The sequence below is a fragment of the Glutamicibacter halophytocola genome (assembly GCF_001302565.1).
Taxonomy (GTDB): domain Bacteria; phylum Actinomycetota; class Actinomycetes; order Actinomycetales; family Micrococcaceae; genus Glutamicibacter; species Glutamicibacter halophytocola.
The window spans coordinates 1,462,593-1,487,452 of the sequence record NZ_CP012750.1 but is presented as its reverse complement, the minus strand read 5'-3'; the positions used below and the strand labels follow the sequence as shown (position 1 = coordinate 1,487,452).

The window sequence follows — 24,860 nt, the reverse complement described above, 5'->3', positions numbered from 1 at the left end:
AGCACGAGAGGAATTGCCATGAGCAAGCACTTCGTACCAGAAAACCTGCCAACTCACCTGCAGCACTTCATCAACGGCGAATTCGTGGACTCCATTGGCGGAGAAACCTTCGACGTCCAGGAACCGGTCACCAACACGAACTACGCCACCGCTGCATCGGCGCAGCCAGCGGACGTGGATCTGGCCGTGGCCGCAGCAAGCAAGGCCTTCAAGAAAGGCCCATGGTCCAAGATGCTGCCCCGCGAGCGTTCCCGGGTGCTGCACAAGATCGCTGACATCGTCGAATCCCGCGACGACGAGCTGGCACTGCTCGAGTCCTACGACTCCGGCCTGCCAATCACCCAGGCCAAGGGCCAGGCCCGCCGCGCCGCCGAGAACTTCCGCTTCTTCGCCGACCTGATCGTGGCACAGGTGGATAACTCCTTCCGCGTGCCAGGGCGCCAGATGAACTACGTGAACCGCAAGCCCATCGGCGTGGCCGCGTTGATCACCCCCTGGAATGTCCCGTTCATGCAGGAATCCTGGAAGCTGGCCCCGGCCATCGCCACCGGCAACTCGGTCGTCCTCAAGCCCGCCAGCTACACCCCGCTCTCCGCAGGGCTATGGCCAGACATCTTCCGCGAGGCAGGCCTGCCAGAAGGCGTCTTCAACCTGATTTTCGGTTCCGGCGGCGTAGCCGGCGACTACCTGGTCAAGCACCCGGATGTGCCGCTGGTATCCTTCACCGGCGACTCCTCCACCGGCGCCACCATCTCCACCGCGGCTGCTCCGCAGTTCAAGGGCCTGTCCCTGGAGCTGGGCGGCAAGTCCCCTGCCGTGGTCTTTGCCGACGCCGACCTGGACGCAGCCCTGGATGCCACCGTCTTCGGCGTGTTCTCGCTGAACGGCGAGCGCTGCACCGCAGGTTCCCGTGTTCTGGTCCAGCGCGATATCTACGATGACTTTGTTGCCAAGTTCGCGCAGCGCGCCAAGAACATCCGTGTTGGCCTGCCTAGCGACCCGAAGACCGAGGTGGGTTCGCTGGTGCACCCGAAGCACTTCGAGAAGGTCATGAGCTACATCGAAATCGGCAAGACCGAGGGCCGGCTGCTGGCCGGCGGCGGGCGTGCAGAAGGCTTCGAGGACGAGGGCAACTATGTTGCACCGACCGTGTTCGCCGATGTCGCCCCCGATGCCCAGATCTTCCAGGACGAGATCTTCGGCCCGGTCGTGGCGATCACCCCGTTCGACACCGACGAGGAAGCGCTCGAGCTGGCCAACAACACCAAGTACGGCCTGGCCGCCTACGTATGGACCAGCAACCTGAAGCGCGCGCACAACTTCGCGCACCAGATCGAATCCGGCATGGTGTGGCTGAACTCCAATAACGTCCGCGACCTGCGCACTCCCTTCGGCGGCGTGAAGGCTTCGGGCCTGGGCCGCGAAGGCGGCTACCGCTCGGTGGATTTCTACACCACCCAGCAGTCCATCCAGATCACCCTGAACGAAGCCCACTCCCCCAAGTTCGGCGTCTAGGAAGCTCCCGCTTCCCTCCACTAATCTTTCCTGCTTGCAAAGGAGCAAATCATGAGCAAAGAAATCGAAAACCCGATTCCCACCCCTTCGGTTCCAGCACCGGATATCCTGCGCTGCGCCTACGCCGAACTGGTGGTCACCGACCTGGAGCGCTCGCGCAACTTCTACGTTGACGTTCTGGGCCTGCATGTCTCCTACGAGGACGAGAACCAGATCTACCTGCGTTCCTTCGAGGAATTCATCCACCACAACCTGGTGCTGACCAAGGGCCCGGTGGCCGCGTTGAAGGCCATGGCCTTCCGTGTCCGCTCCAACGAGGACGTGGACAAGGCCGAGGCCTACTACAAGGAACTGGGCTGCCGCACCGAGCGCCGCACCGAAGGCTTCGTCAAGGGCATCGGCGATGCGGTGCGCGTGGAGGATCCGCTGGGCTTCCCCTACGAGTTCTTCTTCGAGACCACCCACGTTGAGCGCCTGCACATGCGCTACGACCTGTACTCGGCCGGCGAACTGGTCCGCCTGGACCACTTCAACCAGGTCACCCCGAATGTGCCTCGTGGCCGCGCCTACCTCGAGGACCTGGGCTTCCGCGTCACCGAGGACATCCAGGACGATGAAGGCACCACCTATGCAGCGTGGATGCACCGCAAGGGCACCGTGCACGACACCGCGCTGACCGGTGGCAACGGCCCGCGCCTGCACCATGTGGCCTTCTCCACCCATGAGAAGCACAACATCATCCAGATCTGCGACAAGATGGGCGCCCTGCGCATTTCGGATCGCATCGAGCGCGGCCCGGGCCGCCATGGCGTGTCCAACGCGTTCTACCTGTACATCCTGGATCCAGATGACCACCGCATCGAGATCTACACCCAGGACTACTACACCGGCGACCCGGATAACCCGACGATCACCTGGAACGTGCACGACAACCAGCGCCGCGACTGGTGGGGCAACCCGGTTGTTCCGTCCTGGTACACCGAAGCTTCCAAGGTCCTGGACCTGGACGGCAACGTGCAGGAAGTTATCGAGCGCACCGATGACTCCGAGCTGGAAGTCACCATTGGCGCCGACGGCTTCTCCTACACCCGTGCCGGGGACGAAGACGGCTCCTACCACGGGCAGGCTTCCAAGGGCTTCAAGCTGGGCAACCAGCTCTAAGCGCCAGTGGCCATCAAGGGCTCTCGTGTTCCGGGCGGATTATCCCGTCCAGGCCACGGGAGCCCTCTGGCGTTTCCCCTAGCTGGCCGCCTGGCCGGTGAATGAACCGCTTGAATTTCTGGCTGTTGCTATTCATTTCGCTGACTTTGGGCAAGACTGGAACCATGGTCAGTGAAAACAGTTCCAAGTTTGACGACCGTAGCCACGCCGGAGCCGCGTTGGGCATGAAGCTGGCCACGACCTTGCCCGCTGGCGAGTACACGGTGCTGGGGCTATTGCGCGGCGGCGTTCCCATCGCGTACGAAGTAGCCCAGGCATTGGGCGCTCGCTTGGGTGTCTTGGCGGTGCGAAAGCTCGGAGTGCCCAATAATCCGGAACTGGCCTTCGGAGCCATCGCACATTACTCCGCCGTCGGCGGCCGCTACCTCAATGCCGAGGTGCACCGGCGGGCTTTGCAGTATTTTGGGCCGGAGGAGCTGGCCTCGGTGGAAAATGGAACCCATGCCGATCTGCTGGCCCTGGCCCACGCGTTCAGGGCCTACGCACCGGACTTGGCGGGACAATCCGTGATTCTCTGCGACGACGGCATCGCCACCGGGGCAACGATTAAAGCCTCCCTGGAACTCGTTGCCCAGCTGCATCCCCAATCCATCATCGTCGCATCCCCGGTAATTGCCCCGGAAACCCTCACCGAACTGGCTCCGCTGACCGACGGGCTGGTTGAGCTGCTCAAGCCGCACCGGTTTGGAGCTGTTGGTGCGTTCTATAAGGACTTCAGCCAGGTCGATCAAGACAACGTTCTCAAGCTGCTGGGTGCCGGTTCTTGAAAGCAGTACAGCAAACGGCCAGCAACTTTCGCCGTTGCTGGCCGTTGTGCTTTGCACCCTTTATCCGAAGAACTGATTCAGCGTACTGACCGGAAGCGGAATGCCGCTCCCAGGGCCGTGATGCTGACGATGGACAGGACGGCGAGATAGTATCCCGGCGCCACCGGCTGTCCCGTGGTTTCAATCAGGAATGCGCAGATCATCGGGGTGAACCCGCCAAAGACTGCCACTGCGGCGTTGTAGCTGAATGACAGGCCCGTGGCCCGGACCGAGCCGGTAAACACGTCGGCCATAACCGAGGGCAGCGCCCCGAAGTACAGGGCCTTGAGCAGTCCAAGAATCGTCATCACCACGGCCAGGACCAGGAAGCTCTTTCCTGCGATGAGCCAGAGGAACAGCGGAATCGTCAACAGGACAATCCCGATGACTGCCGGGATCATGATTTTCAAGCGGCCGTACCGGTCCGACAGGTGGCCGACGACTGGAGTCGCGAAGGTGAGGATCACGCCGGAAATAATCAATGATGAAAATGATACGGACGGATTCATGCCCAGCTGCTTGATACCGAAAGTCGGCATGTATTGCAGGACGAAGTTCAACGCAGTCGAGATGGCCAGGGCACCACCGGCAATCAGCACCGAAACCTTATGCGACCGGAATAGCTGCTGCACCGGCGCATGGTTGTGCTTCGTGCCGCCCTGGGCCTGCTGGTCGTCGGCCTTTTCAATCGGCGCTTCGTCAACATGCCGGCGGATCCACCATCCGGCGGGACCTACCAGCAGTCCGACGAAGAACGGAATGCGCCATGCCCAGTCGTTCATTTGCTCTGTAGTGAAGACGCTGGTCAGGATGACGACGGTGATTGCAGCCATCAGCGCGCCAAGCCCTTGGCTGGCAAATTGGAAACTTCCCAAGAAGCCCTTGCGCCCCTTGCTTTGGGCCAGCAGGTACGAGGTTGCTGCTCCGAATTCGCCGCCGGCCGAGAATCCCTGAACCAGCCGGCCGACGATCAGCCCCAACGGAGCGAGCAGCCCGATAGTTCCATAACCCGGCATGAAAGCGATGATTGCGGTGCCCAATACCATCAGCCTGATGGTGAGGACCAGGCCTTTTTTCATTCCCTTGCGGTCTGCGTAGGAGCCGAGCACCAAGCCACCCAGCGGCCGGATCAGGTACGAGATCCCGAAGACGGCAAACGCCTGGATTACTTCCACGGCCGCATTGTCCGAGGGGAAGAAATTATGCCCGATGTAGATGGCCAACAGCGCATAGATGGACATGTCGTACCATTCCAGGGCATTGCCAATGGTGGCCGCCGCAATGCCTCGTGCCGCGGACTGGCGTGCAGGCGCGGGAACTTCCGAGACCAAATCTTGTTGTTGCTTGTCCATGCTGGTACCTATATCTTTCCACTGGCCAGCGCGCTTGCGCTGGGCACGTCTTGGCGCGTTCCCAGATCGTGGAACAGGCCGCACATCATTTGCAGTCCTTCGCGCAGGACCGATTCCAGCGCATGTTCGTTGGGGCCGTGCTGCTGGCACCCAGGGTAGGAATGCGGAATCCAGAGGGTCGGCAACCCCAGCGTGGATTCGAAAACGGCGTTGGGAAGCGAGCCGCCAATATTCGGCAGGATCGTGGTGGGCTGGCCGGTGGTTTCTTCCAGCGAATTGCTTGCCCATTGCACCCACGGATTCTCCGGTTCAATGCGGCTTGCAGCAAAACATTGGCCCATGCTCAATTGCACCATCGAGTACCCAGCTTCATCCAAGGCCTGGCGAATGGCCGATTCGATCTTTCCGGTGTTTGTGCCGACGACAAACCGCAGCTGCAGAACTGCCCGTGCTTGTCCAGGTATCGCATTCACCGGCACCTGGACATCGGCCGAGTTCATCGCCAGGACTTCCAGGGTGTTCCACCCGTAGAGCCGCTCGGCGGCGCTCAAGCTCGTGTCCGCCCAGCCTGCCGCCACTTCTGGATCCTGTTTTCCCTGCCCGACTTGAACCGGTGCCAATACCTCGCGCACGGAGTCCGGCAAGCTGTCCGGCAGCAGTTCAGGGACCCTGATGCGTCCGTGGCCATCAACGAGTGTTCCAATCGCGCCGGCCAGTGTCGTCGCTGGATTGCGCAGCAATCCTCCCCAGTTTCCCGAATGGTATCCGCCTTGGCGCAGGGGAACGTTCAGCTCAAAGGTCGCCCCGCCGCGTGCTCCGAGGAAGATGGTGGGCTTATCCGCGCTCTGCCGTGGACCATCCGAGGCAATGAAGACATCCGCCTCCAGCGGTTCGCGATGCGCCGCGGCATATTCATCCAGCTGGGGGGATCCGATTTCCTCCCCGGCCTCGAAGAGGAAGGTGATGTTGAATCCCAGGGATCCTTGTTCTGCCAAGATCAGCTCGATGGCCTTGAGGTTCACCAGATGCTGGCCCTTGTTATCGGCGGCGCCACGTCCATACCAGCGGTCCCCCTCGGCACGCAGCTCAAAGGGATCCCGCCCCGCGTCCCACTGTCCGGCTTGCCCGTCAACCACATCCGCATGCCCATAGCACAGCACCGTCGGGTACTGCTGAGCCTCGATGCGAGTGGCGATCAGAAAGGAATTTCCTGAACCCTGCCAATTCAGATCCGTAGTCACTGAGAAGCCCATGGCTTCGAATCGTCCACGGAGGACATCGTCGAGATATGCGTTGACAGCAACGCTTTGCGCGGGGTCGCTGCTCACCGTCGGCCGCGCTACCAGCTGCGAAAGTTCATTGAACAACTCCCCAGAGTCGGCGAAATGCTCCGCTTTTTCCAATAGATCTTGTCTCGTTGCCACGGTTTCTCCTCCAGGATTTTCTGTACTGGAGATCACATTACGAGACCGGGAGGGGCTTGAACCAGTGCCGTTTCGAGCACTAGGTTTGACTTGAAGGCAAACCTACAGGGAACGAGAGCTCAGCACTATGCAAACGCTACCCACCGCACTGCGCTATTTCCATGAGGTGGCAACCACCGGGTCGATCTCCGAGGCAGCTGAAACCCAGCACGTTTCCCCGTCGGCGATCAGCCGGCAAATCAGCCAGCTAGAACGGCAGATAGGCTCTCCGGTGTTTCGCCGGCATGCGCGCGGCATGGAACTCACTGATGCAGGAGTACTTTTGCTCACCCATACCCGTAGAGTCCAGGCAGAAGGCGAGCAGCTTCTCCAGGACCTCGGCCAAATCTCCAGCGGCATCTCACGGAGCATCAAAGTCGTCAGCTCCGAAGGGCTGGCCGCCTCGGTCACCCCGAGGGCGATCGCCGCATTCTGCAAGCTCCATCCGCAAGTGTCGGTGCACCTGACGGTGCTTCCATCAGCTGACGCGGCTCGCCAAATCGTCGAGGGGACCGCGGATATAGCGACGGTCTTCACCCTGGGCTTGCAACGAGATGCGCAAGTCGAGTACTCCCGCCCCGCTCCGGCCTTTGCGGTCCTTGCCACAGGTCATCCGCTGGCGGGCAAATCCCAGATCTCGCTGGAGGAGCTATGCCGCTATCCCCTGTCAATGACCGCCAAGGGCATTACCCAGCGCGAGCTGTTCGACATTGCGATGTCCATGGCAGGGTTGACCCCGAACATTGCGTTGACGACGGACCATATCAACCCGGCGATGGAATTCGCGCGCTCGGGCGCGGGAGTGACGCTCTTGAGCCAATTCGCGCGGGACAGCGCGTTGAGCGAGGGATTGGAATTCATCCGCATTGACCATCCAGCTTTCGCCGAACGCACGGCGCAGATTCTGACCATGCCTCGCCGCCGCCAGCCCGCCTTAGTCACGGCTCTGATCCAGCACATCACCGATGTCATGAAGAGCAGCTAGCCCGCACGGGCAGCAGGCGGGAACCTACTGGGTATCCTTCAGCAGGGCCACGTCGGAAACAAGCTCGATGTGCTCCTGCATCGCCGCGGCTGCCGCCTGCGGGTCTCCGGCGGCAATGGCCTCCGTGATTTTCCGGTGCGATTCCAAGGACCGTTCCGGGCGCCCCGGCTGCCCCAGGGATTCCAGGCGCGTTTCGAGCACCATTTCAGCGATGAATGTCATCAATTTCTGCAGGACCGACGATTTCGCCGCCCCGGTAATGGCCTCGTGGAAAAGCTCGTCGCCCTTTTCCCCGCGGTCTCCGGCCGCAATCTCCTGGGCCATCACTTCCAGCGCGTGATTTATGCGCTTGAGGTCATCGTCGGTGCGCCGCTCTGCGGCGAGCGACGCCAATTTCACTTCCAGGGTGCTGCGCGCTTCAACAATATCCGGAAGCCGGTTCTTGTGTTCATGCAGCTCCCGCAAGACCGTCGCGACTGTGGGACGGTACACCAAGACGGCACCGGTTCCGTGCTTGACGTCTATAACGCCCAAAACCTCCAGCGCGACCAGCGCCTGCGCCAAGGTAGCCCGGGAAACGCCCAGCTGGTCCGCTAGCTCCCGCTCGGCCGGCAGATGGTCCCCGGGACCCAGCCGCTCTTCTTCCACGAAGGCCAAGATCTGCTGCATGAGCTGCTCATAGAGCCTGGGGCGTTGCACCTTGGCAAAAGCCCTGGGCTTCTTGATTTCAGCCACGTTCACTCCTTCTGATGTGTCCTAGATCAAACTTACACCGAAATTTTGCTTGACAAGACACTCTGAGTCTAGGAGGCTAGGCCAGTGAGCCAGTGACTCCTGTCACACAAAAATCCACTCGCTTTGCGGCCTTCACGAAAAGGATATTCCCCATGTCTGTCGCGCTAGTCTCCATCATCATCTTGGCGGTGATGTTCATCATCGCCACGATGTTCCCCATCAATATGGGGGCCTTGGCCTTTGTCGGAGCATTCCTGCTCGGCGCCGTCTTCCTTGGGATGGACACCAAGGACATCCTCGCCAGCTTCCCCGGCGGGCTCTTCCTCACCCTCGTGGGTGTCACCTATCTCTTTGCCATAGCGCAAAATAACGGCACCATCGACATCCTCGTCGACAAGGCCGTCAAATTGGTCGATAGCCGGATCTCGTTGATCCCCTGGGTCATGTTCGTCATCACCGCAGCCATCACCGCCATTGGCGCACTGGGCCCGGCAGCGGTCGCAATCATCGCGCCCATCGGCCTGAACTTCGCACAGCGCTACAAGATCAACCCGCTGATGATGGGCATGCTCATCGTTCACGGCGCCCAGGCTGGCGGCTTCTCCCCCATCGCGGTCTACGGCGTCATCGTCAACGGGCTCATTGAAAAAGCCGGATTCGATTTCAGCCCCACCGCGCTATTCCTCACCAGCTTCATCTTCAACCTGGTCATCGCCATCGTCTTGTACCTGGTCCTGGGCGGACGCCAGCTAGCTGGCCAGCGTGCCGGAGCCATCGCCGAACGAGTTGCCGAAGCACGGCTGAAGGTTTCCGCCGGCGCCCACGCCGCAGATGTCGATTTCAAGGGCAGCGGCTCGGGCACCTACGGTCCCCGCGATCCCGCCGGCGACGGCGCCGCTCCGAAGGCACCAGGACAGCGTTTTGGCCAGATCATGACCATCATCGGCCTGATCGCACTGGCCGTCATCGCACTGGGCTTCAAGGTCGATGTTGGATTCGTATCAATCACCATCGCCGTGTTCCTCGCACTGGTGAACCCCGCTGGGCAAAAGGGCGCCGTCAACAAGATCAGCTGGTCCACCGTGCTGCTGATCTGCGGCATGCTCACCTTTGTCGGGGTACTGGAAGAAGCAGGAACGATCGAATATGTTTCCAACGGCGTTGCCAACCTTGGCGCACCGCTGCTGGCAGGCCTGCTGATCTGCTACATCGGCGCCGTGGTCTCCGCCTTCGCTTCATCCACCGCCATCCTGGCCGCGCTGATCCCGCTGGCCATCCCGTTCCTGAACACCGGCTCCATCAGCGCCACCGGCCTGATCTGTGCCTTGGCCATCGCCTCCACCGTCGTGGACGTCTCGCCCTTCTCCACCAACGGCGCGCTGGTTCTTGCCAATGCTCCCGAAGGCACGGACAAGGAGCGCTTCTACAAGCAGGTCCTGGGCTACGGCGGCATCGTCGTGCTGGCCGGGCCGGTTGCGGCATGGGCACTGCTGGTGCTGCCCGGCTGGCTGTAGACGATCATCCCCACTACCGACCTGAATAATTCGAGGAGGATCCATTGAGTTCCCTGACTGCCGAAAATACGACAATCCACGGCACCGCCACCGGACCGCTGAGCGGCTACGTGGTACTAGACCTCACCCGCGCACTGGCCGGCCCCCATGCCGGAATGATGATGGGCGATCTCGGTGCCAAGGTCATCAAGATCGAAACCGTTGGCACCGGAGATGACACCCGAGGCTGGGGTCCGCCCTTTGTCGGCCCGGAAGACAACCGCCAGGCCACCTATTTCCTGTCCTGCAACCGCAACAAGCTCTCCCTGTCGCTGAATCTGAAAGATCAGGAACACAAGGAGAAGCTGGCGGAGCTCATCAAGAACAGCGACGTCCTGATGGAGAACTTCCGCACCGGCGTGCTGGACCGGCTGGGCTTCAGTGTCCAGGTTCTGCACGAGCTCAACCCCCGGCTGGTCATCCTGTCCATCACCGGATTCGGGCACGACGGGCCCGAAGCCCATCGCAGCGGCTACGACCAGATCTTGCAGGGCGAAGCCGGCCTGATGTCCATCACCGGTTCAGGCCCGGAGGATCCGCAGAAAGTCGGAGTGCCCATCGCTGACCTGCTCTCCGGCATGTACGGTGCCTATGGCGCGCTGGCCGCCCTGCTGGAGCGGGAGAGCACCGGGCGCGGCCAGGTCGTGCGCACCTCGCTGCTGGCATCGATCGTTGGGGTGCATGCTTTCCAGGGGACGCGCGCCACCGTAGCCGGGCAAAACCCCAAGGCCATCGGCAACCACCACCCCTCGATTGCCCCCTACGGCCTGTACGGCTGCAAGGATTCCAAGGTGCAGATCAGCATCGGCAGTGAAAAGCTCTGGCAGAATTTTGCCAGCGCCTTTGGCCTGCCCGCAGATGACCCGCGCTTTGCCAGCAACTCCGTCCGCGTGGAGAACCGCCCGGCACTCAATGAGCTGATCGAGCAGGCATTCTCCAGCCGCAATGCAGAGGAACTGCTCGGCGCCCTTGATGCCGCGGGAATCCCTTCGGGCAGGGTGCGCACCATCGAAGAGGTCTACGAATGGGACCAGGTGAAATCCCAAGGCCTGATCGTCGAGGTGGACCATGAGGTATTGGGCAAGATCAACTTGCCTGGCCCGCCGCTGCGCTTCTTCGATCCAGCCACCAACAGCGAAACCACGCGCACCGCGCACAGTGCCCCGCCGGTGCTCAACGCCAACGCCCAGGAAATCGAACAGTGGCTGGCCTCCCGAAAGGACGACGCCTCATGAGCACCACCGCCCTGCGCATTGATGCGGCCACGCTGCTGGATATCGTCCTGGACCAGGGCTCCTACGAATCCTGGGACCAGGCGCCTCAGCAGCCAAAGCTCAGCGCCCAGTACGCCGCGGACCTGGAAGCGGCCGCCACCAAGAGCGGTGCCGATGAAGCAGTCATCACCGGCAAAGGCCGGATCCATGGGCGCGAGGTGGCGGTCATCGTTTCGGAGTTCAATTTCCTGGCAGGTTCCATTGGCCAGGCAGCGGCACAGCGCATTGTGGCGGCGATTCAGCGCGCCACTGCCGAAAAGCTGCCGCTGCTGGCAGGTCCTGCCTCTGGCGGCACCCGCATGCAAGAGGGAACTCTCGCGTTTTTGGGCATGGTGTCCATTACCGATGCGGTGCGCCGGCACAAGGAGGCGGGGCTTCCCTACCTGGTCTACCTGCGCCACCCAACGACCGGCGGGGTCATGGCTTCCTGGGGGTCATTGGGCCATATCACCGTGGCGGAGCCCGGCGCGCTACTGGGCTTCCTGGGCCCGCGCGTCTATGAAGCGCTGTATGGCCAGAAGTTCCCGGACGGGGTGCAGATTTCAGAGAATCTTTTCCGCAAGGGACTGATTGACGCGGTGGTTCCGCCCCAGGAGCTGCCGAGCCTGATCGACCGCGCCCTCTCCGTCTTGCTGCCGGCATCAACCGGTGGCCGATTCCCGGCTCCGGCCGGCCGGCCCTATGTGCGCGAGGCCAAGGACGTGTGGGATTCGGTGCAGCTAAGCCGCAACCCGCGCCGTCCCGATACCCGCATGCTGCTGGCCTCGGCCGATGAAGCAATGCCCCTGAACGGCACCGGCCAAGGCGAAAAGGACCCGGGGCTGATCCTGGCCTTGGCACGCTTTGGCGATCAAGCCTGCGTGGTGCTGGGACAGCAGCGCCCGCGCCATCCGGAGACGGCCAGCCTGGGGCCGGCATCATTGCGTGAAGCCCGCCGTGGCATGCAATTGGCCCAGGAGCTCAAGCTTCCCCTGGTCACCATCATCGACACCACCGGCGCCGAGCTGTCGGTGCAGTCGGAAGAAGGAGGACTGGCCGGGGAAATTGCACGCTCGCTCAGTGAGCTGATCGGCTTGCGCTCCCCTTCGGTCTCGGTGCTGCTGGGACAAGGCACTGGAGGCGCCGCGTTGGCGCTGCTTCCTGCGGATCGGACGCTGGCGGCTGAAAATTCCTGGCTCTCGCCCCTGCCGCCGGAAGGCGCCAGCGCCATTATCCATCGCAGCACTGACCGGGCCGCCGAGATGGCCCGCCAGCAAAAGATCGGGGTGCCGGATTTGTGCAGCTTTGGGCTGGTTGACCATGTGGTGGAGGAACAAGTCGATGCTGCCAGCCGCCCTCGAGAGTTCTGCCAGGAGCTGGGCGCCGCGATCGCGGCAGAAATCTCGCTGGCCCGGGCCATCCCGGATGCTCATCGGCTCGCTCGACGGCAACTGAAGTTCCAGAGCCTGGGCGAAGCCGCCGACTAGGATGTACCAGCGATTCAGAGGTTCGGACCCCGCGGGGTTCGAACCTCTGAATCCTTCTGTGCTTGAATGCGCACTAGACTTAACCGCATGACTGCAACGCTCGTGGCCAAAGACCTCACTGGTGGCCACGCCCACCGAACCCTGTTTTCCAACTTGAGCTTCACCGCGACAACCTCGGATGTTTACGGTGTGGTGGGAGCCAACGGCGCAGGAAAATCCACGTTGCTGTCGCTGCTTGCCAAGGCCGCCACCGCGCAGTCCGGCACGGTGGACACTGCCCCGGACTCGGCCTTCATTGGCTGGTTGCCGCAGGAGCATGAACGCATCCCCGGAGAAACGATCGCAGCCTACTTGGCTCGCCGCACCGGATGCGCGCAGGCCACGGCCCGGATGGAAGAGACCGCCCAGGACCTGGGCAGCGAGAAGCCGGGCGCCGACGACGCCTATTCAACGGCATTTGACCACTGGATGGCCTCGGGTGCCATGGACCTGGACGATCGAATCCCTGAAGTCCTCGCGAAACTGGGCTTCACCCTGCCGGTCGAAACAGAAATGACCGCCCTGTCGGGTGGACAAGTCGCCCGCGTCGCCCTGGCGGCGCTGCTGCTCTCGCGCTTCGACATCGTGCTGCTCGATGAGCCAACCAATGACCTTGATCTTGCAGGACTGGAACTGCTCGAAGAGTTCATCAACGCCTTGCGCGCCCCGGTCATCCTGGTATCCCATGACCGCGAGTTCCTGGCCCGCTGCACCACCGGCATTATCGAACTCGATCTGGCCCAGAATAGCGTCGCCGTCTACGAGGGCGGCTATGACGCGTACCTGGCAGAGCGGGCCATCAACCGCACCCATGCCCGGGAAGCCTACGAGCAGTTTGAAAACCAGAAGGCAGATCTGGTCTCCCGTGCCCGCACCCAGCGCGAATGGTCGTCCCAAGGCGTGCGCAACGCGATGCGCAAGTCACCGGACAATGACAAGATCCGCCGCCGAGCCAACAGCGAGTCCTCCGAAAAACAGGCCGCCAAGGTCCGGCAGATGGAATCCCGCATCGCGCGCCTGGAGGAAGTGGCCGAGCCGCGCAAGGAATGGGTCCTGCAGTTTTCCATCGCCGCCGCGCCGCGCGGCTCATCGGTGATGTGCACCTTGAACGAGGCGGGGCTGCAACAAGGAGAATTCACCTTTGGCCCGGTGTCCGTGCAGGTTAATGCAGCTGACCGGATCGGCATCACCGGGCCTAACGGCGCCGGAAAATCCACGCTGCTCAAACTCCTGCTCGGCAAGCAGTCCCTTGATCAGGGCACAGTTTCCCTGGGAAGCTCGGTGAGCATCGGGGAAATCGACCAGGCTCGCACCCAGCTTCCCGGCGACCTTCCCCTGGGCCAGGCGTTCGAGAATGCTGTGCCTGAATATTCCTCGGCCGAGGTGCGCACCCTCTTGGCGAAGTTCGGGCTGAAAGCCGACCAATCCACTGCACTGGTCGACTCCTTGTCGCCAGGTGAGCGAACCCGCGCTTCCATGGCCTTGCTCCAGGCACGCGGCGTGAACCTGCTGGTTCTCGATGAACCGACCAACCACCTTGATGTTCCGGCCATCGAGCAGCTTGAAGAAGCGCTGGAAGCCTACGAAGGCGCGCTGTTGCTGGTGACCCACGACCGCCGGCTGCTGCAGAATGTCCGCTTGACGACCCGCTGGGAAATTTCCAACGGGCAGCTCACCGTCCGCTACTGATCCGCCGGTAAAACTGTGTATTTTTAGGGCTGGTTCACAGTCGCATACCGTACGCTTAAAGCATAGGAGCCGAGACTTTCAGTTCTTTCGACTGAGATGTCGCCCGCTACAACAGCCAAGGATACGACTTGAGTAGCAGTTCCGTTCTTCAGCCCCCCGCACCTTCAGCCAAGCCCGGGGATCCCCAAAGCTTTTTCCATGTAAAGAAGCTCGTTCAAGAGGCCGGGCTTTCCGGACGTCGACGGGCACATTACCTGGGCCTGGGATCTGTGCTGATCATCCTTCTGGGCTCAGCTGTTGCCGGCTCGATCTTGCTGGGCCACAGCTGGTACCAATTGCTCATTGCCGCGGCTTTGGGCATCCTGCTCACCCAGTTCGCTTTCCTGGCCCATGAAGCCGCCCACCGGCAGATCCTGTCCTCGGGCAAGACCAATGACAAGCTGGGCCGGTTCCTGGCCAATGTCGTGGTTGGAATCAGCTACCAGTGGTGGATGAACAAGCACAATAAGCACCATGCAACGCCCAACACCATTGGCAAGGATCCTGATATCGAATGGGACACCATCTCATTCCAGCCTGCTGATGCCCAGCGGCAGCGCGGAGTGCTCAAATGGATCACCGAGCGCCAGGGGTACCTATTCTTCCCGCTGCTGACGCTGGAGGGCTTGAACCTGCATATCCAGTCAATCCGCTACCTCTTCACCGCGAACCGCACCAAGCGGCGCAAGCGCGAAATGCTGGCCATCGCCTTGCGTGTGGGACTCTATGTTGCCTTGATATTCGTTTTCCTGCCGACCGGAATGGCTTTTGCCTTCATCGGAGTGCAGCTGGCAGTCTTCGGCATTTACATGGGCGCTTCGTTCGCGCCGAATCACAAGGGCATGCCGATGGTTCCGGGCGATGCACGCATCGACTTCTTCTCCCGCCAGGTCCTCACCAGCCGCAATATCATGGCACGCTCTTCCTGGGGCAACCGGGTGCTCTCGCACCTGTTCGGCGGCCTGAACTACCAGGTTGAGCACCACCTGTTCCCGTCGATGCCGCGCGCCAATCTGGCAGCAGTATCGGCCATTGTTCGCCAGTACTGCGCAGAGCACCAGATCCCCTACACTGTGGCCAGCATTCGCGAATCCTACGCCCAGGTCATCACCTACCTGAACAAGGTCGGCCTCTCGGCGCGAGATCCCTTCGATTGCCCGATGATTTCCGGTTACCGCGTCAGCTCATAGCCCGCGCGGGAACCAAAGAGAAAAGAGCTGGGAATTCTTGCCACCCATGGCGAGGATTCACAGCTCTTTTCCGCTTAGGGCCACAAGCGGCCAGCCTGCTTTCTCCAGCAACTTGCTAGCTGCTCGCCAGGACTTCAGGGCTGGGAATCCACCGGCTGGATTGGTTCCTTGGGGCCTACTACGTCAATCGCTCCGGTGACGGTGTGCTGCTTGCCGGTGGCGACGGGAACATACTCTTCGCGGGTTGCGGCCGGCACCTTTGCATGTCCGTGGCGCATGTCCGCCACTGCCACCAGCAGCGTGGCTACAACCAGGAGTGCAATGGCCACAAAGGAAATCTGCATCGCCAACGAATACCCTGCCACATGGTTGAGCCCGTAGAACACCGCCGTGATCACTGCGATGCCCACTGCCGTGCCAACGCGCTGCGAGGTTTGCATCAGTCCCCCGGCGCTGCCGGAATTGGCTACCGGCACTTCCATCAGGGTCAATGCCTGGTTCGGGGAGATGATGAAGCCCTGGGCAATGCCGATAAAGGCCAAGGAAAGCAGCATCCACCAAACGTTGAGATTGAGCCGGTCTTCAAAGTACACGACAGCAATGGTGGCCAGCAGGCCGAACAACGCGCTGAGCGTTCCGCCAATGACCAGCTTGCGTCCCAAGGTCGTGGCGTAGCGGCCTGCGACATGCGAGCTGAAAGCCGAGAGCAGCGCTGCCGGGAGGCAAATCAAGCCCGCTTCGAGGGCGCTGAAGCCTTGGGATTCCTGTACGTAGATGGCCACGAGCACCCATACGCTGGAGACGCCCATGAAGTACAGGCCAGCGATCAGCGTGCCGTTGGTAAAGCTGCGAATTCTGAAGAGCGCCAATTCAACCATCGGCTCCCTGCCGCGTTCCTTGTACCGCTTCTCCCACCAGATCCACACCGCCAACAGGATCAGCGCCGCTGCCAAAAGCCACCATAGTGCCGGGTTCTCGCGACCTTGGACGAAGGGAAGCAGCAAGGCAAAAATGCTCAGGGCCAGAACAATTCCTCCGACCGGGTCCAGATCCAGCTTGCCTGCAGGCTTAGTGAATAGGGGCTTTGGAAGCCAGAGCACGGCCAAGACGATGGCCAAAATGCCAACGGGCACGTTGATCAGGAATGTTGAACGCCAGCCTGCATCGGCACCAAGCCAATTGATCAGCAACCCGCCGAGCACCGGGCCCACGGCAACCGAGAAGCCGACCACGGTGCCCAGCAGCCCATAGGCACGGCCACGAGCCGCGCCACGGAAGTGCTGCTGAATCATCCCCATGACCTGGGGGTTGAGTAAACCGGAACCGATGCCCATGATGAAGCGCGCGATGTTCAGCAGCATCGGGTCCGCTGCCAGGCCGGCCAGGATGCTGGCCACCGTGAATATGGCTACGCCGGCGACGAACATGACTCCGCGGCCCAGCAAGTCTCCGGCACGCCCTGCAGCTACAAGGACCACGCCAAAGGTCAGCGCATAGCCAGCCAAGACCCACTGCATGTCGGCTTCGCTCGCATGCAGCGTTGAGCCAATGGAGGGCAGCACTACATTCACGATGCTGACCGAGACCAGGGACATGAACATGGCGGCCAGCAAGACGCCGAGCAGCCGCCAGCGGGCACCTGCCGATAACTCGCCAGGCTCTTTTGCTGCTTCGGACTTGCTTACTGGCATGGGGGCATCTCTCCGCATAGTTTCGGCCGCAGGTCAGTTGCGGCACTGTCCGGTTCAGCGCTGCCGGGTCACGAATTATTCCCTGACGGGGTACTTTTCAGTCTTGGCCGTCCTTGTTTTGGCTATTGAGCTGCAGCAGCCGCTCCATCGCGAGCACCCGCAGCTCGATGACCTCCTCGAACAGCTCGTCGCTATTTTGTTCCGGAAGTTCAAGAGCTTGTTGCGCGTAGGGTGCAGGGACTTCCGGATAGAATTCAAGCCATTGCCTGGGCACCGGATGGCTGAAAAAGTCGGGACAATCCGGCTGGCGCCGATCGTAGAAATAATCAATATGCAACACGAATCCAAGGACGTCCCGTTCCAGCGCGCGGACCATTCCCGTTGCCTGCTTCAGCGTCAGCCCCATTTCGACGTAGAACTTCAACACGCGTTCAACCAGCTCGGTCCGTCGTGGACCCGGGATTACGTGTGTTTTCTCGTCCATGCTCAGCTGCGAAGCCCGCGGATATGCGCGGTAAGCCGATCTAGTGGCAAGATAGGCGTCCCGCACCCCGTCTTTCCAGTGGGTGCAGTCGAATTCGAGCGTCGGGCTGATGGCCAGGAACTGCTGCAGGGCAAGGCCGATGACTTCTTCGCGGTCTGACACGTAGTTGTACAGGGCGCGCGGGGTTACCCCGAATTCGGTGGCCAACCGGTGCATGGTCAGGGCGCCATAGCCCTCGGAGCCAACGATCTCCAAGGCTTTTTGCCCGAGCAGCTCTTTGCTCAGGCTGATAAACTCTGAGTCCTTGCGGGGGCGCCCGCGTCCGCGCTTCGCGGATGGCGCGGGGGAAATTTCCTTATTATCGGCCATGTCACGAGATTATACGCAAGACCAGAGTAATTCAGCCTTGTTCGCGCAATCCGTTTAGAACAAGGCGAGAAGCTTCCGCGCACGCTCATGCCACATGCCCGCGGCAACAGCCAAATGGGCGAACGCGAAGGACAATCCGCCAGCCAGCCACGGCCACAGCAGCACGGCGTTATATGTTCCTGGCAGCGCCGCGATAAAACCTGCCGCCATCACCAGCAGCCCTGCGGCGACCAGGGCAATATGCGCTGCTTTCCACCGGGTAGGGAGCAAGCCAGCAAGTACCACCAGCACAGCGGCAGGCGCCAGCACCAGCCACTGCGGACCGGCAAAGCTTGCCATCCCCTGGTACGTGGCCAAGCCGATGCAGGCAACGAGCAGGACCGCCGCGGCCACCAGCCAGCCCGGTCCCGGACGGGCCATCGAACCGCGCATCATCAGCATCGGCGTGAAAACCTGGGCCCACAACAGCAGTGTGACCGGGATGAAGTACATTGGCAGGATTCCGCCGCCGAGGCACACCGCGCTCATGGCAACGGCCCCGAGGATTTGGAAGATCTGTCCTAGCGCGCCGTTGAGCCACAACGGCAGCAGGCTGAAAATCACCGGGATGAAGGCAAGCCAGATCAGCTGGCTGCCTATGGCTTCTTCGAGATCCGCAAGCCAGCCTTGGCCCGGTGACAAGAACTGGTCCAGGCCTTGGGTTCCAATGAGTGCTTGCTGCGGGGGCGCAAAAAGCACCACGATGACTGTCAGCAGCGCTAGTGCAAAAATGGGCCATGCCAGGATCCTGGTCAGGAAGTGCTTGCCGCTTCGAACTTCCAGGTCTTCAGGCTCGGTGCGTTCAAATTTGCGTGCTCTGGCTGCCGGCTCGCCCAGCATGCTGATGAGTTCGCGCTTGCGGCGTCCCCTGTCCGGCAGGCGGTGGATCTCTTCCCTTGTCTGTTCGAGGATTTGCTTGCGTTCCTGTTCCGAGAGGAAATCCAAGGCTCGGCGCAGCTGCTCCAAATAATTACGGGCAGCCCGCGGCAGGTAAGACTTCATGCCTTTTACTTTACGTGTTCTTTGCTGGCAAAGGGCGCAGCACTGCGGTGCACCGTCGCGAGGTGCCCCGCTGTGCTGCGCCCTGTGGATTCCTGCCAGCTACTTTCCCGCACCGGCGGTCAGCCCGCCGACAATGTACTTCTGCAGGAACAGGAACAATGCCATCACCGGCAGTGCTGCCAGTACCGCGCCCGCGGCGAAAACGGACCAGTTGGAGGTGAACTCCTCTGACACATAGGAATATAATCCCACGGCCAGCGTCTGGTTTTCAGGAGAAACCAGCACAACAGAAGCCAGCACAAAGTCGCTGGTGCTGGAGATGAAGGACAGCAGGCCGACCACGGCAAGAATCGGCGCCACCAGCCTGAGGATCATCGTGAAGAAAATGCGTGCGTGGCCAGCGCCATCAATCTTGGCTGCTTCGTCGATTTCCACGGGAATCGTGTTGAAGAAGCCGTACATCAGGTAGGTGTTCACTCCCAGGGCGCCGCCAAGATACACCATGATCAAGGCGATCTGGTTGTCGATTCCCAAGGCAGGGAAAACATCACCAAGCGAGGTGAGCAGGATGAAGATCGCCACCACGGCGAGCAGCTGGGGGAAGATCTGCACAATCAGCAAGCTGACCAGTCCCACGCGGCGTCCGGTGAATCTCATGCGCGAAAAACTGTAGGCCGCCAAGGCGCCGAGGAAGACCGAGGCCGCAGCCGTGGTCAGTCCGATGAACAGGGTGTTGGCAAACCATGCCGCATAAGGACGCTGTTGATTCTGGAAAAGATCAATGTAGCTTTGCAGGCCGATAGTGGAGAAGAATCCATTGGAGGAAAGCAGGGTGCCATTGGGGTTCAGGGAAGCCGAGAGCACGTAGAGCAGCGGGAAGGCCGAGTAGATGCACAGCGCCACTCCGATGAGGTGGCGCCATCCGGTAGTGGCGAACCACTTGCCGAAAGTACGCCGCGCTGGGGCCGGGGCCTGGCGCAGCTCCGCAGTGGTTTGCCTCGTTGAGGTTTCGGTACTCATTAGTTCAACTCCTCCAGTGCCTTGGTCTGCTTAAAGCTGATGATCGAGATGATCGCGACGATTACGAAGATGATGATGGAGAACGCGCTGGCCAAGCCGTAATCGCGCTGGGAACCGACGAAGGCTACCTTGTAGACCATCGAAATCAGGATGTCAGTGGCACCCACGTTCAGTCCGGCATCCTCAAGGCGCGGTCCGCCTTCAGTGAGCATGTAGATCACGTTGAAGTTGTTGAAATTGAAGGCGAAGGAGCTGATCAGCAACGGTGCCACGGAAACCAGCAGCAAGGGGAGCTTGATCAGGCGGAAGATCTGGAACGGCTTCGCCCCATCGATGGTCGCCGCTTCCGAGAGCTCCTGCGGGATCGACTGCAATGCACCGGTGCATACCAGGAACATGTACGGGAAGCCCAGCCACAAGTTGACCCAGAGTACTGAGAACTTGGCCAGCCATGGGTCGGTCAGCCATGGAATGCCGGCGCCCCCAAAGAGCACTTGGTTCACGAAGCCGAAGTCCCGGTTGAGCATGCCGGCCCAGACCAAGCCGCCGAGGAATGCGGGGAAGGCATAGGGAAGGATTGAAATGACGCGATAGATCTTGCGGCCCTTCATGCGCATGTCGTTGAAGACGATGGCCAGGAAAAGCCCGAGGAAGAAGGTGGAAGCCACGGACAGGAACGCGAAAGCGAAAGTCCATACGGAGACCGAGAACAAGGCGCCCCTGATGGAAGAATCCGTGAACGCGCGGGTGAAGTTGTCAAAACCTACGTTGATGGACCAGCCGGGCATCAGCTGTGTTCCGTCTTCAGCGGTAAATGCGCCGACGCCGGTGTCCTTGTAGACCAGTCCGGTAGCCTGATCGGTCATGCTGTCTGCTGCTTCGTCGTATTTCAGCGATGAGGTGTACTGGTAGGCGGTGCGGCCGTCGCTGGTGCGCAGCGTGCCATCTGCCGGGTCATCGCTGACCGGCACCTTCAACGAGGTGACTTCTTGCTGCCGGCCGAGCAGGTCCGCAAAGGTCAGTTCGGTGTAGTCCCCCAGGGTTGCTGGATCTGCTGGCGCCAGGGCATCGTTTTCATCGCCGATGAGCTGCTGGCCTTCGCGCTCGATGAGCATGGCCAGTCCATCATCGCCGCTGTAGACCTTGACCGGATAGCCAGGTGAGCCTTCAACTCGTTCCTGATTGGATTGCAACAGTGCCGAGATGGCATCGGCCTTGTCGGAGTTGTGGCCCGAACCGTAGTTGGTGAAGGCGATGTAGCCGGTGTACCCAATGACAAAAACTTGGAAGATCAGCAAGAAGATGGTGCCGGGCAACAAGTATTTGGCCGGGAGCCATCCCTTCTTGAAGTAGACGACGTTGATCAACACGGTGATCACGGCAATGACGGTGGCAATGAACCATGCTTCGCGTCCCAGCGCCGTGAAGAGCGCAAAGACCGCGGTGGCGTCCACGATCGCGATGAGAATGATCTTGGCCAGGATGGAGCCGAGGCTCGTGCCTGATGCGTTGGCGAAACGTTGTGCAGCCGGCGACAGCTTGCGTTTCGATTCGTCGTTGCGACGTGTCGGTGCCTCTGGGGCAGTCTTAGTCATCTTCCAGATGTCCCTGTCAGTAAAGTTCAGTTAGTGCTGGCCTGGTCAGGCGGCTGGAGCCGGCATGGTTCTGCGCCGGCTCCAGCTTGAGTGGTGCTTGCAGGCAGGCCTACTTGCTGATGGCCTTTTCGATATCCTCGGTCATCTGCTTCCAGCGCTTGGCCGGGTCGGCCTTGCCGGTAATGATTTCTGCCTCGGCTACACCCCAGAATTCCCAGACTGCTGCCATCTCCGGGATGTTGGGCATTGGCACGCCATCGGCGCCAACCTCGCCGAAGGAAGCAATCATCTCGTCGGACTTGGCTGCTTCGAAGGCAGCCTTGTTCGCTGGCGGGCGGTTGCCCACCTCGTAGAGGTCGGTCTGGACTTCCTCGGTGCCGATGTAGTTGGTCAGGAATTCGGTAGCTGCCAAAAGGTTCTCGGTCTTGGAAGAAACGAAGAATCCCTGCACTGCGACAAAAGGCTGGGCTTCTTCGCCACCGGCCGTCGGAATCGGGTCAATGGCCAGGTTCATCTTGGCCTTTTCAGCTGCTTCCACATTCCACGGACCGGTCAGGAAGAATGGCGAATCGCCGGAGACGAACTTCTCTTTGGCGATGTCCGCATCAATACTGGTTTTCAGCGTTCCGGCTTTGCCTTGCTCGGCCAGCCACTTTGCGAATTCCACGCCGCCTTCATTGCCGATCTGCAGGTCGGCCGGGTCGTAGGCCCCGGTGTCATCGGTGCCGAAGACCGGTGCTCCGAATGAGGTCTGGAATGGGTAGGCGTGGAACGGGTCGCCCACATCGGTGACCTGGACCAGGAACGGGAATTCCGTGCCGGCTTCCTTGCCGGCTTCAATCATGTCGTCAAAGGTCTCGGGTGCTTCATCCACCAGATCCGCATTGCGCAGCAGTGCCAGGTTTTCGGTGGCATACGGGACACCGTAGGTGCTGCCCTCGTAGCTCATTGCGTTGATGGAGACATCCTGGAATTCCGAGGCCTTGTCCCCCAGCTCAACTGGCTGGACCACGCCGTTGTTCACAAGATTTCCCAGCCAGTCGTGCGCGCCAATGGTGATATCTGGCCCCTTGCCGGTGGGCACCTGGCGCAGGAAATCTTCTTGGATCTTGGAGAAGTCCTTGATGACCAGGTCGACCTTGACGCCGGACTGCTTTTCGAAGTCAGCCGCGGCTTCCTTCAGCACTGGCTCGCGGTTTGCGTCAACCCAAACAGTCAGGGAACCACCTGAAGCGGCAGCTGGCGAGGACTGTTCGACTGCTGGGCTGGAGGAGGTTTCGGATGATCCGGATGCGCCGCAGGCGGTGAGCGACAGGGCTGCAATAGCCGTCAGCGCTCCGCCAAGAAGCCAGGGGCGTGTGTTCACCTTCATGTGATGTCCTTTCGTGACAACTTTGTCCGAGGGGCCAGTTCGGGGTGCGGGAATCCCGCGGGACCGCCGGTGAGGCAGAGGAAGTGCGAGTGGCTCGTCGTTTTGTAAGCGTTTCCAGAGTGGCACATATCACCCGGGTTGGCAAGACGGCGGATAAAATCAGTCTCATGGGCAACAAACTGCAGTTCTGGGCTTCCGTGCGCATTCCGACTCCCAAAGTAATATTGCAAGCGTTTACATTCTGGCGCGCTTCGATTATCGTTACGGGCATGACTCAAACTCGCGCAGAAGCAGATAACCCCTTGCAATCCGAAGATTCCCAATGGTGGCGCTCGTCGGTGATCTACCAGATCTACCCGCGCTCATTTGCTGATTCCAATGCCGATGGCATGGGCGATCTGCGTGGCATTACCCAGCATCTGGAGAGCATCGCCCAGCTATCCGTTGATGCTATTTGGCTTTCCCCGTTTTTCACCTCCCCGCAGAAGGATGCAGGCTACGACGTCGCTGACTACTGCGATGTCGACCCGCTCTTCGGCACGCTTGCGGACTTTGATGAGATGGTTGCCCGAGCCCACGAATTAGGGCTGAAAGTCATTATCGACCTGGTGCCCAACCACTGCTCGGACCAGCATCCCTGGTTCCAAGCTGCCCTTGCCGCGGCCCCCGGTTCCCCGGAGCGTGAGCGGTTTATCTTCAAGGATCCTGTGCAGCAGGGCCACCCCAATAACTGGGAGTCGGTCTTCGGCGGGCCAATGTGGACGCCAACCACTAACCCGGACGGCAGCCCGGGCCAGTCGTACCTGCACATCTTCGATTCATCGCAGCCCGATTTCAACTGGAAAAACGAGGACGTGCGCGCGATGTTCCGCGACGTCTTGCGCTTCTGGCTAGACCGCGGCACCGACGGGTTCCGCGTAGACGTGGCCCACGGGCTGATCAAGGCCGAGGGGCTTCCCGATTTCACCCCGGATCCGGCTGGCGCCTCGATGGGCGGCACCGAAGAACTCGCCCCATGGTGGGGCCAGGACGGAGTACATGAGATCTACCGTGAATGGCGCCAGGTGATCGATGAATACGAAGGCGACCGTGTCTTGTGCGCAGAAGCCTGGGTTAACCCGCTGTCGCTGATGGCCAAATGGGTTCGCAATGATGAAATGCACCAGGCCTTCAACTTCCCATACCTCTCTTGCGACTACGATGCGCAGCAGCTGCGGGAAACCATCGATGAGTCACTGCACGAGTTTGGCGCGGTAGGGGCACCGAGCACGTGGGTCTTGTCCAACCACGACGTCGTGCGCCATGCCACCCGTTTGGCGCTGACCGACGAGAACCCCCAGGGCGAAGGGATCGGACCCAAGACCCCGAACCTTCCCGATCCGGCCACCGGGCTGCGCCGGGCCCGATCCTCGACTGCGCTCATGCTCGCTCTTCCGGGCGGCGCGTACCTTTACCAGGGCGAGGAGCTCGGATTGCCCGAGGCCGTGGATCTGCCCGATGACGCCCGCCAGGACCCGACATGGTTCCGCACCAATGGCGAGCGCTACGGCCGCGACGGGTGCCGGGTCCCCCTGCCGTGGAAGGGCGATGCCCCGTCCTTTGGTTTCAGCGACAGCGGCAAAAGCTGGCTTCCGCAGCCAACCTCGTGGGCTCCCTATGCCCGCGATCTGCAGGCAGATGATCCAGATTCGACATTGAACCTCTACCGCCGGCTGCTCCAGCTGCGCAAGGACCACGGCCTGGGCACCGGCGGCCTTGAGTGGGTGCCCGGAGACCAGCCGGACCTGCTGGCCTTCAGCAATGGAAAGGTGCTGGTCGTTGCCAACTTTGGAGCCGCGCCGCTTGCGCTGCCGCCGCTCGTGCAGGACGCCCAGGAACTGGTTCGCAGCCAGCCCCGGGACAGCACCGCCCCGGGGATGATTCCCGCCGAAACCACCATGTGGTTCTTGCTGGCATAGCCA

The 24,860-nt window shown here is 61.2% G+C and carries 19 protein-coding genes; 10 read left to right on the top strand and 9 right to left on the bottom strand.

Going from position 1 to position 24,860, the window contains the following annotated elements:
- Nucleotides 1-18 precede the first annotated feature (18 nt).
- The 3 genes from hpaE to AOZ07_RS06915 all read left to right on the top strand — a co-directional run bounded on the left by hpaE (nt 19) and on the right by AOZ07_RS06915 (nt 3,503).
- Nucleotides 19-1,515, top strand: coding sequence for a 5-carboxymethyl-2-hydroxymuconate semialdehyde dehydrogenase (gene hpaE, locus AOZ07_RS06925; RefSeq protein ID WP_060701341.1), 1,497 nt, complete (start codon nt 19-21; stop codon nt 1,513-1,515).
- Between the two features lie 63 nt (nt 1,516-1,578).
- Nucleotides 1,579-2,676 (top strand): 3,4-dihydroxyphenylacetate 2,3-dioxygenase, encoded by a 1,098-nt coding sequence (hpaD, locus tag AOZ07_RS06920; protein ID WP_060703350.1) that lies wholly within the window; start codon nt 1,579-1,581, stop codon nt 2,674-2,676.
- A gap of 164 nt (nt 2,677-2,840) precedes the next feature.
- Nucleotides 2,841-3,503 (top strand): phosphoribosyltransferase, encoded by a 663-nt coding sequence (locus AOZ07_RS06915; RefSeq protein ID WP_060703349.1) that lies wholly within the window; start codon nt 2,841-2,843, stop codon nt 3,501-3,503.
- Nucleotides 3,504-3,580: 77 nt separating this feature from the next.
- Here AOZ07_RS06915 and AOZ07_RS06910 read toward each other — a convergent pair whose 3' ends face one another.
- Together AOZ07_RS06910 and AOZ07_RS06905 are read right to left on the bottom strand one after the other, a co-directional pair.
- Nucleotides 3,581-4,894 carry an MFS transporter gene (locus AOZ07_RS06910; RefSeq protein WP_060701340.1) on the bottom strand — a complete coding sequence of 438 codons (1,314 nt, stop codon included), beginning with the start codon at nt 4,892-4,894 and terminating at the stop codon, nt 3,581-3,583.
- 8 nt (nt 4,895-4,902) lie between these two features.
- Nucleotides 4,903-6,318, bottom strand: coding sequence for a M20 family metallopeptidase (locus tag AOZ07_RS06905; protein ID WP_060701339.1), 1,416 nt, complete (start codon nt 6,316-6,318; stop codon nt 4,903-4,905).
- 127 nt (nt 6,319-6,445) lie between these two features.
- Between AOZ07_RS06905 and AOZ07_RS06900 the strand changes: the two genes are divergently transcribed.
- Nucleotides 6,446-7,342: a LysR family transcriptional regulator gene (locus tag AOZ07_RS06900; RefSeq protein WP_060701338.1), complete on the top strand. Its 897-nt coding sequence runs from the start codon at nt 6,446-6,448 to the stop codon at nt 7,340-7,342.
- A 24-nt stretch (nt 7,343-7,366) separates the two neighbouring features.
- On the opposite strand, the gene AOZ07_RS06895 is transcribed toward AOZ07_RS06900, so the two are convergent.
- Nucleotides 7,367-8,068: a FadR/GntR family transcriptional regulator gene (locus AOZ07_RS06895; protein WP_257720425.1), complete on the bottom strand. Its 702-nt coding sequence runs from the start codon at nt 8,066-8,068 to the stop codon at nt 7,367-7,369.
- A 161-nt stretch (nt 8,069-8,229) separates the two neighbouring features.
- On the opposite strand from AOZ07_RS06895, the gene AOZ07_RS06890 reads away from it, so the two are divergent.
- The 5 genes from AOZ07_RS06890 (at nt 8,230) to AOZ07_RS06870 (ending at nt 15,327) form a co-directional block, all read left to right on the top strand.
- Nucleotides 8,230-9,591: an SLC13 family permease gene (locus AOZ07_RS06890; RefSeq protein WP_060701336.1), complete on the top strand. Its 1,362-nt coding sequence runs from the start codon at nt 8,230-8,232 to the stop codon at nt 9,589-9,591.
- Nucleotides 9,592-9,635: 44 nt separating this feature from the next.
- Entirely contained in the window at nt 9,636-10,865 is a 1,230-nt protein-coding gene (locus tag AOZ07_RS06885) for a CaiB/BaiF CoA transferase family protein (RefSeq protein WP_236995283.1), read from the top strand.
- Nucleotides 10,862-12,370: a carboxyl transferase domain-containing protein gene (locus AOZ07_RS06880; protein ID WP_060701335.1), complete on the top strand. Its 1,509-nt coding sequence runs from the start codon at nt 10,862-10,864 to the stop codon at nt 12,368-12,370. The genes AOZ07_RS06885 and AOZ07_RS06880 overlap by 4 nt, the downstream gene beginning before the upstream one ends.
- 87 nt (nt 12,371-12,457) lie before the next feature.
- Entirely contained in the window at nt 12,458-14,098 is a 1,641-nt protein-coding gene (locus AOZ07_RS06875) for an ABC-F family ATP-binding cassette domain-containing protein (RefSeq protein WP_060701334.1), read from the top strand.
- Between the two features lie 128 nt (nt 14,099-14,226).
- Entirely contained in the window at nt 14,227-15,327 is a 1,101-nt protein-coding gene (locus tag AOZ07_RS06870; RefSeq protein WP_060701333.1) for a fatty acid desaturase family protein, read from the top strand.
- Nucleotides 15,328-15,461: 134 nt separating this feature from the next.
- Here AOZ07_RS06870 and AOZ07_RS06865 read toward each other — a convergent pair whose 3' ends face one another.
- The 6 genes from AOZ07_RS06865 to AOZ07_RS06840 all read right to left on the bottom strand — a co-directional run bounded on the left by AOZ07_RS06865 (nt 15,462) and on the right by AOZ07_RS06840 (nt 22,899).
- Entirely contained in the window at nt 15,462-17,018 is a 1,557-nt protein-coding gene (locus tag AOZ07_RS06865; RefSeq protein ID WP_060701332.1) for an MFS transporter, read from the bottom strand.
- 97 nt (nt 17,019-17,115) lie between these two features.
- A complete protein-coding gene (locus AOZ07_RS06860; protein WP_060701331.1) occupies nt 17,116-17,871 on the bottom strand; it encodes a TetR/AcrR family transcriptional regulator in 756 nt (251 codons plus the stop codon).
- Between the two features lie 54 nt (nt 17,872-17,925).
- The gene (locus AOZ07_RS06855) at nt 17,926-18,912 is read right to left on the bottom strand and encodes a class-II aminoacyl-tRNA synthetase family protein (protein ID WP_194943821.1); all 987 of its coding nucleotides are present in this window, start codon (nt 18,910-18,912) and stop codon (nt 17,926-17,928) included.
- Between the two features lie 99 nt (nt 18,913-19,011).
- Complete coding sequence (locus AOZ07_RS06850) at nt 19,012-19,932, bottom strand: sugar ABC transporter permease (protein WP_060701329.1); 921 nt, start codon at nt 19,930-19,932, stop codon at nt 19,012-19,014.
- Entirely contained in the window at nt 19,932-21,527 is a 1,596-nt protein-coding gene (locus AOZ07_RS06845; RefSeq protein WP_060701328.1) for an ABC transporter permease subunit, read from the bottom strand. Before AOZ07_RS06845 ends, AOZ07_RS06850 begins: the two co-directional genes overlap by 1 nt.
- 109 nt (nt 21,528-21,636) lie before the next feature.
- A complete protein-coding gene (locus AOZ07_RS06840; RefSeq protein ID WP_060701327.1) occupies nt 21,637-22,899 on the bottom strand; it encodes a sugar ABC transporter substrate-binding protein in 1,263 nt (420 codons plus the stop codon).
- Between the two features lie 269 nt (nt 22,900-23,168).
- On the opposite strand from AOZ07_RS06840, the gene AOZ07_RS06835 reads away from it, so the two are divergent.
- The gene (locus AOZ07_RS06835) at nt 23,169-24,857 is read left to right on the top strand and encodes a glycoside hydrolase family 13 protein (protein WP_060703347.1); all 1,689 of its coding nucleotides are present in this window, start codon (nt 23,169-23,171) and stop codon (nt 24,855-24,857) included.
- The last annotated feature ends 3 nt before the right edge of the window (nt 24,858-24,860 follow it).

Excerpts from the sequence above, each read along its gene's own strand:
- hpaE (WP_060701341.1), top strand. The coding sequence starts at position 19 with ATGAGCAAGCACTTCGTACCAGAAAACCTGCCAACTCACCTGCAGCAC.
- AOZ07_RS06915 (WP_060703349.1), top strand. The coding sequence starts at position 2,841 with ATGGTCAGTGAAAACAGTTCCAAGTTTGACGACCGTAGCCACGCCGGA.
- AOZ07_RS06910 (WP_060701340.1), bottom strand. The coding sequence starts at position 4,894 with ATGGACAAGCAACAACAAGATTTGGTCTCGGAAGTTCCCGCGCCTGCA.
- AOZ07_RS06900 (WP_060701338.1), top strand. The coding sequence starts at position 6,446 with ATGCAAACGCTACCCACCGCACTGCGCTATTTCCATGAGGTGGCAACC.
- AOZ07_RS06890 (WP_060701336.1), top strand. The coding sequence starts at position 8,230 with ATGTCTGTCGCGCTAGTCTCCATCATCATCTTGGCGGTGATGTTCATC.
- AOZ07_RS06880 (WP_060701335.1), top strand. The coding sequence starts at position 10,862 with ATGAGCACCACCGCCCTGCGCATTGATGCGGCCACGCTGCTGGATATC.
- AOZ07_RS06875 (WP_060701334.1), top strand. The coding sequence starts at position 12,458 with ATGACTGCAACGCTCGTGGCCAAAGACCTCACTGGTGGCCACGCCCAC.
- AOZ07_RS06865 (WP_060701332.1), bottom strand. The coding sequence starts at position 17,018 with ATGCCAGTAAGCAAGTCCGAAGCAGCAAAAGAGCCTGGCGAGTTATCG.
- AOZ07_RS06860 (WP_060701331.1), bottom strand. The coding sequence starts at position 17,871 with ATGGCCGATAATAAGGAAATTTCCCCCGCGCCATCCGCGAAGCGCGGA.
- AOZ07_RS06855 (WP_194943821.1), bottom strand. The coding sequence starts at position 18,912 with ATGAAGTCTTACCTGCCGCGGGCTGCCCGTAATTATTTGGAGCAGCTG.
- AOZ07_RS06850 (WP_060701329.1), bottom strand. The coding sequence starts at position 19,932 with ATGAGTACCGAAACCTCAACGAGGCAAACCACTGCGGAGCTGCGCCAG.
- AOZ07_RS06845 (WP_060701328.1), bottom strand. The coding sequence starts at position 21,527 with ATGACTAAGACTGCCCCAGAGGCACCGACACGTCGCAACGACGAATCG.
- AOZ07_RS06840 (WP_060701327.1), bottom strand. The coding sequence starts at position 22,899 with ATGAAGGTGAACACACGCCCCTGGCTTCTTGGCGGAGCGCTGACGGCT.
- AOZ07_RS06835 (WP_060703347.1), top strand. The coding sequence starts at position 23,169 with ATGACTCAAACTCGCGCAGAAGCAGATAACCCCTTGCAATCCGAAGAT.